Origin of the sequence: Microbacterium sp. Beta (assembly GCF_005502545.1) — a bacterium.
Taxonomy (GTDB): Bacteria; Actinomycetota; Actinomycetes; order Actinomycetales; family Microbacteriaceae; genus Microbacterium; species Microbacterium oxydans.
The window spans coordinates 1-13,029 of record NZ_SCOG01000041.1 but is presented as its reverse complement, the minus strand read 5'-3'; the positions used below and the strand labels follow the sequence as shown (position 1 = coordinate 13,029).

Genomic DNA, 13,029 nt, shown 5'->3' with positions numbered 1-13,029 from the left:
GCGGGCGGCGAGCCCCAGGTCGGTGGTCGTGATCTCCATGTCCCCGACGCTATTTCCGCCGCCCATGGCGGGTCATCGCCCGCGGGGCGCATCGGCATACATCGCAAGGATGATCCCGTCGCACCCAGGCGTGCGTCAGGCCAGGCGTGCGTCAGGCCAGACGTGCGTCAGGCGAGACGTGCGTCAGGGGATGTCTGCGTCAGGGGATGTCTGCGTCAGGCGAGGCCGTGCTCGAACGCGAACACCACGAGCTGCACCCGGTCGCGCAGCGCCAGCTTGCTGAGGATCCTGCTGATGTGCGTCTTCACCGTCGCCTCGCTCAGGTACTCCCGGCTCGCGATCTCGGCATTCGACAGCCCTCGGGCCGCGAGCGCGAAGATCTCCCTCTCCCGGTCCGTCAGGTCGGCATACTGCGGCGGAACGGGTTTGGGAGCCTCGGCGAAGTGCTCGAAGAGATCGCGGGTCGCCGAAGCAGCGATCACGCTCGACCCGGAGTGCACCGTGCGGATCGCCGCGAGCAGGAACTCGGGGTCGGCGTCCTTGAGGAGGAATCCGCTCGCGCCCTGCCGGATCGCCCTCGCCGCTGCCTCATCCAGATCGAACGTGGTGAGCATGACGACGCGCGGGGCATCAGAGCGGGTCAGGATCTCCGCAGTCGCCGTGAGCCCGTCCATCACCGGCATCCGGATGTCCATCATCACCACGTCGGGGCGGGTCGTGCGGACGACGTCGATCGCCTCCTGGCCGTTGCCGGCTTCGCCGACCACCTCGAGGTCGGGCTGTGACGCGATGAGCATCCGGATTCCGGCACGGAAGAGCGCCTGGTCGTCGACGAGCACGACTCTGATCATTCGGAGACTCCGATCGGGAGCGTGGCGTGGACGACGAACTGTGCCCCTCTGCGCTCGGCTTGCAGACTACCGCCGACGAGCTGCGCACGCTCACGCATGCCGATGAGCCCGTGTCCGCCGGGGACGGAGGTCGCCTCGCTCGCGACCGTGTTCCGCACATCGACGTCGACGCGGTCGGGAAGCCAGGCGATGTGCACGTCGACCGCGCCGTCTCCGTGGCGGATCGCGTTCGTGAGCGCCTCCTGGAGGATGCGGTACACGGCGAGCTGGATCGCGGCGGGCGGCTCCCCCGGCGGCATCGGATCCACGGTGACGCGCGGCTCGATCCCGGCCTGCCGCACCTGCGCGAACAGCGCCTCGAGGTCGGCGAGCGTCGGCTGCGGACCGTCGCCCTGTCGATGCCGCAACTGCGTGAGCAGCATCCGTACGTCGCTCAGAGCTCCGCGCGCGGTCTGGGCGATGGTGCCGAGAGCCTCGGTCGCCACTTCGGGCTGCACCGCGGCCGCGTACCTGGCACCGTCCGCCTGGGCGATCACCACGGCCAGCGAATGCGCGACCACGTCATGCATGTCGCGCGCGATGCGCACCCGTTCCTGTTCCTCGGCGGCGAGGGACTCGGCCTGCAGCTGGGCCGACCTCGTTCGGCGCGCGCGCAGCACGACACGCCACAGCAGGCCGCACACCCAGGCGAAGCCGAGCGCCATGACCGAGAGCACGAGGAGCAGCGTCCCCGTGGTGATCTTCTGCCATCCGTCGCCGGTTCCGAACGCCACACCGTTGACGATCACCATGAACACGGCGGCCACGAGACCGCCGAAGAGCGCTGAACCGAATCCCCACCAGAGCACCCGGCGCGTCCCCCAGGCGGAGGTCGCGTACAGCACCAGCAGGATCGCGACGTCGATCGGCAGCGGCCCGAAACCGGCGATCATCTGCAGCACGGCGCCGGCCCAGGCAGCGGCCAACGCCCATCCGGGCGCGAGCCGTCCGATGGCGACGGCGCCGGACATGAGCACGCTCGCGAAGACGAGGATCACGATCGCCGCGCCGCCGACGGCCGGGTTGTCCGTGACGGGCCCGTAGAACACCAGCGACATCGGTGCGAGCACGAGGAAGAGCAACGCCGCCCCGACGATGTCGAGGATCAGCGCGGTGCGGGAGAGCGGGCGGATCACTCCCCCACGCTACGCGAGCGTCTGCGCGTGGGCATCCGTCGAGGGATGTATCCGTGCCGGGTCAGGCGCGTGCGACGATCTCGCCGTGCGGCACCAGGTACCAGCCGTCGCCGTCATCGGCCCAGCGCTTCCAGGCGTCGCTGATCTGCTGTAGATCAGCGGGCGTCGCCATGTCGCTGTCGACGAGCTGCCGTGCGAGCGCGGATTCGAGGATACGGTCGGCCCACATGCCGCCCCACCAAGCCCGCTCTTCCGGAGACGCGTAGCACCAGGTCGACGCCGTCGCCGAGATGTCGGTGAAGCCCGCAGCGCGTGCCCAGGCCAACAACCGTCGTCCCGCATCCGGCTCTCCGCCGTTGGCCCTGGCCGCGGCGCGATACAGCGCGAGCCACCGGTCGAGCTCCGGCAGCACGGGGAACCACACGAAGCCCGCGTAGTCGGCATCGCGTGCGGCGACGACGCCGCCCGGAACCGTGACGCGGCGCATCTCGCGCAGAGCCTGCACGGGGTCGCCGACGTGCTGGAGCACCTGGTGCGCGTGCACGACGTCGAAGGATTCGTCGGGAAAGCTCAGCGCGTGCACGTCTTCGACGGAGAACGACAGGTTCGTGAGGCCGCGATCGGCGGCGAGCCGCTCCGAGAGGGACAGGGCGTTCTCGTCGATCTCCGTCGCTGTCACGTGCGCCACGATGCCGGCGAAGTCGACCGTGATGCTCCCAGGACCTGCGCCCACGTCGAGAAGTCGTGTGCTGGCCCCGAGGTGCGGACGGAGGTACTCGGCGGAGTTCGCGATATCGCGGACGTTGTGCGAGCGGAGGACGGTTTCGTGGTGTCCATGCGTGTACGAGGCCATGGGGTCAGTCTGGCAGAGCGCTTCGAGACCGGTCGTGGCACGCCTCAGCGCAGCTCGGCGACCATCCGTCGGAGGGACTCGCGGTCGGGCTTGCCCGAGGACAGCACGTCGATCTCGTCGACCACGATCAACCGTGCGGGCCTGGCATGCTTGCCGAGCTCTTCCTCGACCGCGTCCCGGGCGTGCGCGAGCTGCTCGGACTCGCTGCGCCGGAGCACCTCCCCCCGCGCCGCCACGATCACGGATGCCTCGCCCCACCGCTCATCCTCCACGCCGACCACCACGGCCTCGTGGAGACCGGGGACGCGGCGGACGACCCGCTCCACACGGTCGAGGGAGATGTTGATGCCGCCGGAGACGATCACGTTGTCGGCCCGGCCGTGCACGCGCACGGTGCCGTCTTCGACGAGGCCGAGGTCGCCGGTGCGGTACCAGCGGATGCCGTGCTCATCACGCACGAAGGTGCGCGCGGTCAGTGCCGCATCTCCCAGGTATCCTTCGGCGAGCATGGGCCCGGCGATGCGCAGCTCTCCGTCCACCGTGCGGACGCCGACCGTGTCGAGCGGTACGCCGTCGTAGACGCATCCCCCGCTGGTCTCGGTCGAACCGTAGGTGCGCACCAGTCGCACCCCGAGGTCGGCTGCTCGCTCGCGCAGCGGCTCGGGAAGAGACTGGCCGCCCACGAGGATCGCCCGATACGCCGTCAAGGCCGCGCGGACCGACGTCTCGTCCGCGGCGTCGAGCAGCGTCGAGACCTGGGCGGGCACGAGCGAGGTGTACAGGTCGGGCATCCCCGTGCTCGACGACGGCCGCATCATCTCGTACGTCGCCTCGGCGAAGACCTGCGGCGAGAATCGCCCCTCGATCCGTGTGGGCTGCGTACCCGCGAGGATCGACCGCACGAGCACCTGGAGCCCGGCGACGTAGCCGGCGGGCAGTGCGAGCAGCCAGCGGCCGCTGCCGATCCGTGCCGCCGTCGCCTCTGCGCTCGCCCTCAGCGCCTCCCCGCTCAGGGCGACGCGCTTCGGGATGCCGCTCGATCCCGACGTCGCGATCACCGCCGCGAGTCCGTCCGCCACGTTCTCCGGGGCATCGGCCACCATCCCCAGCCCCAGAGCGGGGCCGCCGTCGAGCGCCCGCTGCAGGGCCTCCCGCAGCAGAACCGGGTCTTCGGCATCTGTGGGGATCAGGGCGGTCATGCGTGTCTCCGACTCTGTGGGACCGACGGACTCAGTAGTGCCAGGGGAAGGACGACCAGTCGGGGTCGCGCTTCTCGAGGAAGGAGTCGCGCCCCTCGACGGCCTCGTCGGTGCCGTAGGCGAGGCGAGTGGCTTCGCCGGCGAAGACCTGCTGGCCGACGAGACCGTCATCGACCGCGTTGAAGGCGAACTTCAGCATCCGGATGGCGGTCGGGGACTTGGTCAACACGGTGCGCGCCATCTTCAGCGCCTCGCGTTCGAGGTCGACGTGCGGCACGACACGGTTGACCGCACCGGCCTCGTACGCGCGCTGTGCGGAGTACTCCTCCGCCAGGAAGAACACCTCTCTGGCGAACTTCTGTCCGGTCTGACGCGCCATGTATGCAGAGCCGTATCCGGCGTCGAAGCTGCCGACGTCCGCATCCGTCTGCTTGAAACGCGCCTCTTCCGCCGAGGCGATCGTGAGGTCGCACACCACATGCAGGGAGTGGCCGCCGCCGGCCGCCCACCCCGGCACCACCGCGATGACGACCTTCGGCATGAAGCGGATGAGCCGCTGCACCTCGAGGATGTGGAGTCGACCGACCGCCGCGCGGCTCGCCCCGTCGACGATCGCCGTCTCGGCGTCGGAGTACTTGTATCCATCGCGACCGCGGATGCGCTGGTCGCCACCGGAGCAGAACGCCCAGCCGCCGTCCTTCGGGCTCGGTCCGTTTCCCGTGAGCAGCACCGCACCGATGCGCGCATCCTGTCGGGCGATGTCGAGGGCACGGTAGAGCTCGTCGACCGTGTGCGGACGGAAGGCGTTGCGCACCTCCGGCCGGTTGAAGGCGATGCGCGCGACTCCGCCGTCCCGCGAGACGTGCGCGGTGATGTCGGTGTAGTCCTCGGCGCCGGGCGCGAGCACCCATTCGGCCGGGTCGAACAGGTCGGAGACGAAGGCATCGGTCACGGCATCCACCCTATTCCTGTTGCTCCGGTCGTCTGTTCGCGCGGGCGGTCTTGAGCCAGCCGTCGACGATGTCCCACCCGACCCCGATCGCGACGCCGAATCCGAGCAGCACGGCGAGGATCCTGAACACCCCGCCTTCGTCGGCCGATTCCGCCTGACCGGCGGCGAAACCCTCGCCACCGGCCGTCGCGATCTGTGCGAGGAACTCGGGGTTCACGAGCTGATCCGTCAGCAGCAGGATCACGACCCAGGCGAGGAAGGCCAGGGCCAGCACCGTGTTCGCCACGGCGGGACCGATGCTCCATCGCCGCCGCCGGTGGAGCACCAAGGCGAACACGACCTCCGCCGCGATCAGCACGAACAGAACGCCGATCCCCCACGGCCACAGCTGGGGGTTCAGGATCGGCAGCGCCTCACCGTCCACCTGGACGAAACCGCGGAAGCGGTCCCAGAACAGCGCTCCGACACTGATGCCGAGGAACACCAGCGAGGCGATCAGCTCGCTGCGGCCCACCCCGTCGTCGGTCGGCTCGGGAAGCTGATCGACATCCCATCTCACCCCGGTGTCGGTACCGGCTCGCTCCAGGATCACGAAGACCAGGGTGGTCCAGAAGCACAGGTGGAGAATCGTGCCGCCGGTCGCGAGGAGCGACGTGGACATGATCTCCCCGATCGGGGCCGCGGAGATCGTCAGGCCCAGCGCGACGGCGGCGAAAACGCTGACAGGGACGAACTTGAGCAGCAGGATCAGCAGACGCCACCAGGTGAGGTAGTAGCGGGGCCCGATCATGTACAGGGGGCGGTCGGCATAGCCTGCCGCGAGAGCGCCGGGATCGCCGAGCTCGGTGAGTACCGCGCGTTCGGCATCCTCGGGCGCTTCTCCCTGCTCCACGCGCGCCTCGACCGCGTCGGCGATGGAGGCTTCGAGCTCGGCACGGACATCCGCCTGCGCTTCCGGCGGCAGACTGCGGATCGTGGCGCTGACGTAGCGTTCGGTGAGAGTGGTGGTCATGTCAGTTCTCCTCTGAGGTGAGGGAGGCGATCGCCGCCGTGAGCGACCGCCATTCGTCGGTGAGGGCGTCGGCGAGGCGGACGCCGGCTTCCGAGGTGCGGTAGAACTTGCGGGGACGCGCCTCGTCGGTGTTCCACTCGCTCGTGAGGTACTCCTGCTTCTCCAGACGGCGCAGCAGCGGGTACAGGGTGTTCGCATCGGTGGCGAAACCGCGCTGCTCGAGCATCTCCAACAGCGCGTAGCCGTATCCCGGCGAGCGCAGCAGCTGCAGGCAGGCGAGCACCACGGTGCCGCGCCGCAGTTCCTGCAGGTGGATGTCGAGCGATTCGTTCATGCCCGTCACATTACTGTGTGTCGCACACTATCGTCAACCGCACACCGAAATGAGACTCACCCCCCCATGGGCCACGCCCGCAGGGCGACTCGGAGCAGAATGGGCACATGATCCCGCCGCTCGCAGACCTGCTCGACTCGGCCAGGGTCGTCGCCCTCCCCATGCACAGCCGCTTCCGTGGCGTCGACACACGGGAGGCACTGCTCTTCGAGGGGCCGGAAGGCTGGGCGGAGTTCTCCCCGTTCGTGGAGTACGACGACGTGGAGGCGGCGACCTGGCTGGCTGCCGCGATCGACTTCGCCTGGAATCGTCAGCCGACCGCGCTGCGGGATCGCATCGGCGTCAACGCCACGGTTCCGGCCATCGAGGCGTCACTGGTGCCCGAGCTGCTGGCGCGCTTCGCCGGCTGCCGCACGGCCAAGGTGAAGGTCGCCGAACCAGGGCAGACGCTCGCCGACGATGTCGCGCGCGTCCGGGCGGTGCGGGAGACGATGGGTCCGGAGGGCCGCATCCGCATCGACGCGAACGGCGCCTGGAACGTCGACGAGGCCGAGCACGCGGTGCACGCCCTCGGCGAGTGCGACCTCGAGTACGTGGAGCAGCCGTGCGCGACGGTTCCCGAACTGGCGGAGCTCCGAAGACGCGTGAAGTACATGGGCATCCCCGTCGCCGCCGACGAGAGCGTCCGCAAGTCGTCCGACCCCCTCGCGGTCGCCCGCGCCGGAGCCGCCGACCTGCTCGTGATCAAGGCGCAGCCCCTCGGCGGGATCACGCACGCCCTGCAGATCGTCACCGCCGCCGGCCTTCCCGTCGTGGTCTCGAGCGCGCTGGACACGGCCATCGGCCTGTCCCAGGGTGCCGCCCTCGCCGCCGCGCTCCCGACGCTCGACTACGACTGCGGGCTCGGAACGGCTTCCCTGTTCCTGGACGACGTGGCAGATCTTCGCCCGGTCGACGGCTCGATCCCCGTCGGCCGCGTGACGCCGGACGCGGAGTCGCTCAGCCGGCTCGCGGCGCCCGACGAGCGTCGCGAATGGTGGCTCGCCCGGCTCGCCCGCTGCTACGGCGAGCTGTCCACGCCGGGCTGAATCCGCGGAACCAAAGCCCGGCCTACGACTCGATGAGCAGCTGCACCAGGCGCCCGAGTTCTTCGCCACCGGAGTGCCGGAGCTGGGCATCGTCCTGTCCGGCCATCGCCCCGCGCACGGTCATCCCCTCCCAGATGATCATGAGCATGCGGGCTGCGACCACCGCGGGCAGTCGCAGACGCAGCAGACCGGCCGCGACGATGTCGTCGACGATCTGGGCGATGCTGGCGACCATCTCCCGCTCCTGCGCGAGGTACGCCTCGCCGAACTTCGCGTCGCGCAGCGCACGGATACGGATCTCGCTGAGCAGCATGACGCCGAGCCTGTCGTCGCCGCCGAGCTCCATGATCTGCTGCACGAGCTCGATCGGATCGCAGCCTTCCACCAGGGCACCGGCGGCCGTCAACTCCTCCACACGGGTGCGCACGGCGTTCACGCGCACCTCGGAGACGCTGGCGGCGAGCATGAGGAACAGCTCATCCTTGGACTCGAAGTTCGAGTAGAACGCGCCGCGCGTGAATCCGGCGCGCTCGCACACCGCCTCGACCGACGCTCCATCGAGCCCGACCTCGGCGAAGACCTGCGCCGCGGCTTCCAGCAGGCGAGCGCGCGTGTTCTCGCGGCTGCGGGTTGCGGGTGTCGACATCGAAACCTCCTAGCCCTTCACTCTCGCATGATTCACACCCCGCACACAGGCTTGGCCGGGCGGGTCACCTTACGATACATCTATGTATTGGATACACCTGTGTATCCACCCCGCACCCCTCGGAGGAACGCGTGTCCACTCTCCTGTCCTCGCTCGGACGCTGGTCCTTCCGGCACCCGTGGCGGGTCCTCGTGTCCTGGTTGCTCGCGCTCGGCATCGCCGGCGCCGGAGCGCTCGTCCTGGGCGCCGGAACCGACAACACGTTCTCCATCCCCGGTACCGAGTCGCAGGCGGGGCTCGAGCAGCTCTCGCGCTCGTTCCCGCAGGTGAGCGGCACCAATGCGCAGTTCATCGTGGTCGCCGCCGACGGCGACAAGATCACGGACGCCGAGTACCAGGACGACATCGAGGGCGCGGTCGATGAGCTCGGCGACCTCGACGGCGTGCTCGCTGCCACCTCGCCGTACGACGAGATGGTCAAGGGCATGATCAACGACGACGACACCGCCGCCATCGTGCGCGTGCAGTTCGACGGCGAATCCACTGACGTCTCCGAGGAGACGAAGGATGCGCTGCGCACGGTCGTGAGCGACCTGGGAGCCGAACTCCCGACAGGGTCCCAGACCTCGCTCGGCGGAGATCTGTTCGCGATCTCGATCCCTGGCGTCACGCTCACCGAAGCCGTCGGACTGCTCATCGCCCTGCTGGTGCTGATCGTCACGTTCCGCTCATTCGTCGTGGCCGGCCTTCCCCTGCTCACCGCGATCCTCGGTGTCGGCATCTCGATGGCCGGCATCTTCACCGCGACCGCGTTCGCCACCGTATCGTCCACCACCCCGCTGCTGGCTCTCATGCTCGGGCTCGCGGTGGGTATCGACTACGCACTGTTCATCATGGCGAGACATCAGGACCAGGTGCGCGACGGCGTCGACCCGGAGGAGTCGGCCTCCCGTGCCGTCGGCACCGCCGGATCCGCCGTCGTGTTCGCCGGTGTCACCGTGCTCATCGCCCTGATCGGCCTCGGCTTCGCCGGCATCCCGTTCCTGACGACCATGGGTATCGCCGCCTCCGCCGCCGTGGCCGTCGCCGTCGCTATCGCCGTCACCCTCACTCCCGCCCTGCTCGGCTTCATGAAGGGCAGGGTCGTCGGGCGCCCGAAGAAGGTCAGGACCCCGAAGACGAACAAGACCGCCGCCGGTCAGGCCGACGACTCCGTGCCCTCGAAGCCGGTCGTCCCGGTGAAGGGCAGCGCCCGGTGGGTCGGCGGCGTCATGAAGCACCCCGTGCTGGTGTCGATCGCAGTGGTGCTCGGACTCGGGATCGTCGCCGTCCCCGCGCTCAGCCTCGACCTCGCTCTGCCGAACGCCGGCGTGCTACCCAAGGACAACGAGGCACGGCAGACCTACGACCTCGTCGGCGAGGAGTTCGGCCCCGGCTTCAACGGTCCGATGATCCTGACGGGCACGATCGTCACCTCCACCGATCCGCTGACGCTGATGGAAGACCTCGGCGACGCGGTCGCGAAGGTCCCCGGCGTCAAGGAGGTCGCCCTCGCGACCCCGAACGAGACCGCAGACACCGGGATCGTGCAGATCGTGCCGGAGACCGCGCCCGACGACCCCGCGACCGCCGACCTCGTGCGCGAGCTGCGCAGCCACCACGATGAATGGCTCGACGAGTTCGGCATCGACCTCAAAGTCACCGGCTTCACGGCCGTCGGCATCGACATCTCCGACCAGCTCGGCAACGCGCTGCTGCCCTTCGGCATCTTCGTGATCGGCCTCTCGCTCATCCTGCTGACCATCGTGTTCCGATCCCTCTGGGTGCCGATCACCGCCGCCATCGGCTATCTGTTGTCGATCGTGGCCGCTTTCGGTGTGGTCGGCGCCGTGTTCGAGTGGGGCTGGTTCGCCGATCTGCTGCATGTCGCCAAGGTGGGACCGATCATCAGCTTCATGCCGATCATCCTGATGGGCGTGCTGTTCGGCCTCGCCATGGACTACCAGGTGTTCCTCGTCTCCCGCATGCGCGAGGACTTCGTGCACGACAAGGACGCGAAGAGTCCCGACCGCGCCACCCGCAGGGCCGCTGCCCTCCGCGCCGTGCGCAGCGGCTTCACCGGCTCGGCGAAGGTCGTCACGGCGGCAGGACTCATCATGTTCGCGGTGTTCGTGGCCTTCGTCCCTGAGGGCGACTCGTCGCTCAAGCCCATCGCACTCGGCCTCGCCGCCGGCATCGCGTTCGATGCCTTCCTGGTGCGGATGACGCTGATCCCCGCCCTCATGGCCATCCTGGGCGAGCGCGCCTGGGAGCTCCCGCGCTGGCTGGAGAAGATCCTCCCCCGCATCGACGTCGAGGGCGAGGCCGTCGAACGGGAACGCCACTTGGCCGCGTGGCCTGGCGACGGATCGGTCGTCGCCGCCGACGACCTCGAGATCAGCGCGGATGCGCCGCTGATCGAGAACCTGTCGATGCGGATCCCGGAGGGCGGTGCCCTCATCGCGACCGGTGGCGACCACCGCAGCCGCCGCGCACTGGCTCTGACGATCGCGGGACGTCTGACCCCGACGGAGGGACGACTCAGGGTTGCGGGGCACCTCCTCCCCGGCCGCGCCGCCTGGGTGCGCGCACATGTCGGTTGCGTGCTGATCGACGATGCCGACACAGGGCTCGACGATCTCGCAGAAGCCCTGCGCGGAAAGTCATCCATCGTCGTGATCGACGGGATCGACCGGCTGAGCGGCGGGCAGCGCGACCAGGCGACGGCGATACTCCGCGATGCTGCAGCGACCCGCACGATCGCGGTCTTCACCACCGCATCCGATGCCGACTCGGCACGGACTACCCTCGCCGAGGCCGGATGGCCAGACGCCCAGACACTCGACACGCGCGCCCCTCGCCGGAGCGCCGCAGAATCCACCGAGGTGACCGCATGACCCTCCCCATCGAGCGCGCGCGCTCCCGCAAGCCCATCACGTGGCTGACCATCCTCGGGGTGCTGCTGCTGCCGGCGGCGGTCGGCGGCATCCTGGTCGCGGCACTGCAGAACCCGACCGAGCGGCTGGACTCGATGACCGCGGCGATCGTCAATCTCGACGAGCCCGTGACCATCGACGGCCAGATGACCCCGCTCGGACGTCAGCTCGCCTCGGGCCTCGTCGAGGGATCGGACGACCTCGATTCGAACCTCACGTGGGTGATCTCGAACAAGGACGACGCCGCTGACGGACTCGCCGACGGCTCTTATCAGGCCGTCATCACGATTCCCGAGGACTTCTCGTCCGCCGCCACCTCGGCCGGGACCGCGATCTCCGACGGCGGAGGGAAGGCGGAGAAGGCCACCATCGAGGTGACGACCCCGAAGGACGGACTCGTCGCCGACGACCTCATCACGGGCCAGATCGCCGACGTCGCCGCTTCGACCATGGGCACGATGCTCTCCGAGGCGACGACCGAGAACATCCTGGTCGGCTTCACCACGATCGGCGACCAGATCGGCGAGGCCGCAGATGGTGCCGTCAAGCTCGCGAACGGAGCACGCGACGCCGCCACCGGAGCCGCGGCGATCCCGGACGGTGCGGCGAAACTCGCCTCCGGCGCGGGTGAGCTCAGCACGGGTGCGTCCTCACTCGCCTCGGGGCTCGACACGATCGCGGGCAAGACCCGTGAAGCTGCGGCGGGTGCGGGACAGATCGGGTCCGGGCTGGCGGCTGGTGGTGCGGAGCTGCAGCAGAACGTCGGCGGGGTTCAGAAGCTGGTCGGGGCCGTGCAAGGCGCTTCCGCATCGGCGCAATCGGCAGCGACCGGCTCGGTAGCGCTCGCGCAGCGTCTGGGCGGCCTGGCTCAGCAGGCATGCACACCTCCGGTCACCGACCAAGCGCAGTGCGATCTGTACTCGTCGCTTGCAACCGACGCCGGAGCTGTCGCGAAAGACGCCGGCACGGCATCGGGCATCCTCACCAACGACGAAGTCGCCGGTGGTGTCGCAGCCCTCCCTGGCACCTTCAGCACTCTGGCGTCCAGCATGTCCCAGGCCGGCGCTGGCGCCACGCAGCTGTCCTCCGGCCTCACCCAGCTCGCCGACCAGGGTATCGGGGCATCCGCCTCTGGCGCGCGCAGCCTCGCATCCGGTGCGACCCAGCTCTCCGGCGGCGCGACCGCTCTCGCCGACGGCGCGACCGAGCTCACGACCGGACTCGACACGCTGGCGACCGGCACGGGCGACCTCGCGGGCGGGCTGCGCACGGCATCCGACTCGCTCCCCTCGTTCAGCGACACCGAGTCGAAGTCGCTCGCCTCGGTGATCGCCGACCCGGTGTCGTCGAACTCGTCGGTGGACACGATCTTCGGCCCCACCGCGATCCCGCTGCTCGCCGCGGTCGTGCTCTGGTTCGGTGGACTCGCGACGTTCGTCGTGATGCGCGCCCACACCGCTCGCACGCTCACCTCTCGACGGTCTTCGGCGGGTCTGACGCTGCGCGCGTTCGCTCCGGCGGCGCTGATCGGTGCCGGTCAGGGTCTGCTCGTGTCGTTGATCGTGCAGATCGTGGCGAGCTACGACGCGGGCACCTGGTGGGCCTTCGCGGGCACAGCGGTCCTCGCCGGAGTGGTGTTCGCCGCCGTCAACCAGGCTCTCGTCGCGGTGTTCGGCGGCGTCGGTCGCTGGATCTCGGCCCTGGTGGGAGTGCTCGCCGTAGCGACGGGCCTGATCTCGACCGTGCCGGACTGGCTCGCCGGCATCGGTGCGGCACTTCCGACGGCCCCGGCCTTCGCAGGGCTCATCACGGCCAGTGGTTCGGCCGTCGCCGCGCTGGTCGTCTGGGGCGTGCTGTCACTCGTGGCCACCACGCTCGCCGTGACGCTGCGACGCACCACCTCGGCCAAGGCGGTCCTCGCCACCACCTGACTCCCTCCTGCTC

Annotated in this window: 11 protein-coding genes; 3 read left to right on the top strand and 8 right to left on the bottom strand. The window is 69.5% G+C overall.

From position 1 onward, the window contains the following. Positions 1 to 215: 215 nt before the first annotated feature. The 7 genes from FFS56_RS19960 to FFS56_RS19930 all read right to left on the bottom strand — a co-directional run bounded on the left by FFS56_RS19960 (position 216) and on the right by FFS56_RS19930 (position 6,376). The gene (locus FFS56_RS19960; protein ID WP_127011847.1) at positions 216 to 851 is read right to left on the bottom strand and encodes a response regulator transcription factor; all 636 of its coding nucleotides are present in this window, start codon (positions 849 to 851) and stop codon (positions 216 to 218) included. After that, on the bottom strand, positions 848 to 2,026 hold the full coding sequence (locus FFS56_RS19955) for a histidine kinase (RefSeq protein WP_058630478.1): 1,179 nt from the start codon (positions 2,024 to 2,026) through the stop codon (positions 848 to 850). The genes FFS56_RS19960 and FFS56_RS19955 overlap by 4 nt, the downstream gene beginning before the upstream one ends. Before the next feature lie 61 nt (positions 2,027 to 2,087). Continuing rightward, on the bottom strand, positions 2,088 to 2,879 hold the full coding sequence (locus tag FFS56_RS19950; RefSeq protein WP_127011846.1) for a class I SAM-dependent methyltransferase: 792 nt from the start codon (positions 2,877 to 2,879) through the stop codon (positions 2,088 to 2,090). A gap of 44 nt (positions 2,880 to 2,923) precedes the next feature. Next, positions 2,924 to 4,078 carry an AMP-binding protein gene (locus FFS56_RS19945; protein WP_082108580.1) on the bottom strand — a complete coding sequence of 385 codons (1,155 nt, stop codon included), beginning with the start codon at positions 4,076 to 4,078 and terminating at the stop codon, positions 2,924 to 2,926. 31 nt (positions 4,079 to 4,109) lie between these two features. Further along, positions 4,110 to 5,030: a 1,4-dihydroxy-2-naphthoyl-CoA synthase gene (locus FFS56_RS19940; protein ID WP_046747434.1), complete on the bottom strand. Its 921-nt coding sequence runs from the start codon at positions 5,028 to 5,030 to the stop codon at positions 4,110 to 4,112. Positions 5,031 to 5,040: 10 nt separating this feature from the next. After that, positions 5,041 to 6,042 (bottom strand): permease prefix domain 1-containing protein, encoded by a 1,002-nt coding sequence (locus FFS56_RS19935; protein WP_127011845.1) that lies wholly within the window; start codon positions 6,040 to 6,042, stop codon positions 5,041 to 5,043. A gap of 1 nt (position 6,043) precedes the next feature. Further along, positions 6,044 to 6,376 carry a helix-turn-helix transcriptional regulator gene (locus tag FFS56_RS19930; protein ID WP_127011844.1) on the bottom strand — a complete coding sequence of 111 codons (333 nt, stop codon included), beginning with the start codon at positions 6,374 to 6,376 and terminating at the stop codon, positions 6,044 to 6,046. A gap of 107 nt (positions 6,377 to 6,483) precedes the next feature. On the opposite strand from FFS56_RS19930, the gene FFS56_RS19925 reads away from it, so the two are divergent. Next, positions 6,484 to 7,464: an o-succinylbenzoate synthase gene (locus FFS56_RS19925; protein ID WP_046747324.1), complete on the top strand. Its 981-nt coding sequence runs from the start codon at positions 6,484 to 6,486 to the stop codon at positions 7,462 to 7,464. A gap of 22 nt (positions 7,465 to 7,486) precedes the next feature. On the opposite strand, the gene FFS56_RS19920 is transcribed toward FFS56_RS19925, so the two are convergent. Continuing rightward, positions 7,487 to 8,110 (bottom strand): TetR/AcrR family transcriptional regulator, encoded by a 624-nt coding sequence (locus tag FFS56_RS19920; RefSeq protein ID WP_046747323.1) that lies wholly within the window; start codon positions 8,108 to 8,110, stop codon positions 7,487 to 7,489. A 131-nt stretch (positions 8,111 to 8,241) separates the two neighbouring features. Between FFS56_RS19920 and FFS56_RS19915 the strand changes: the two genes are divergently transcribed. Together FFS56_RS19915 and FFS56_RS19910 are read left to right on the top strand one after the other, a co-directional pair. Continuing rightward, positions 8,242 to 11,046 (top strand): MMPL family transporter, encoded by a 2,805-nt coding sequence (locus FFS56_RS19915; RefSeq protein ID WP_137772298.1) that lies wholly within the window; start codon positions 8,242 to 8,244, stop codon positions 11,044 to 11,046. After that, positions 11,043 to 13,016: a YhgE/Pip family protein gene (locus FFS56_RS19910; RefSeq protein WP_127011842.1), complete on the top strand. Its 1,974-nt coding sequence runs from the start codon at positions 11,043 to 11,045 to the stop codon at positions 13,014 to 13,016. Before FFS56_RS19915 ends, FFS56_RS19910 begins: the two co-directional genes overlap by 4 nt. Positions 13,017 to 13,029 lie beyond the last annotated feature (13 nt).

Coding starts and splice junctions, on each gene's coding strand:
- FFS56_RS19960 (WP_127011847.1), bottom strand. CDS start 851: ATGATCAGAGTCGTGCTCGTCGACGACCAGGCGCTCTTCCGTGCCGGA.
- FFS56_RS19950 (WP_127011846.1), bottom strand. CDS start 2,879: ATGGCCTCGTACACGCATGGACACCACGAAACCGTCCTCCGCTCGCAC.
- FFS56_RS19945 (WP_082108580.1), bottom strand. CDS start 4,078: ATGACCGCCCTGATCCCCACAGATGCCGAAGACCCGGTTCTGCTGCGG.
- FFS56_RS19935 (WP_127011845.1), bottom strand. CDS start 6,042: ATGACCACCACTCTCACCGAACGCTACGTCAGCGCCACGATCCGCAGT.
- FFS56_RS19930 (WP_127011844.1), bottom strand. CDS start 6,376: ATGAACGAATCGCTCGACATCCACCTGCAGGAACTGCGGCGCGGCACC.
- FFS56_RS19925 (WP_046747324.1), top strand. CDS start 6,484: ATGATCCCGCCGCTCGCAGACCTGCTCGACTCGGCCAGGGTCGTCGCC.
- FFS56_RS19920 (WP_046747323.1), bottom strand. CDS start 8,110: ATGTCGACACCCGCAACCCGCAGCCGCGAGAACACGCGCGCTCGCCTG.
- FFS56_RS19910 (WP_127011842.1), top strand. CDS start 11,043: ATGACCCTCCCCATCGAGCGCGCGCGCTCCCGCAAGCCCATCACGTGG.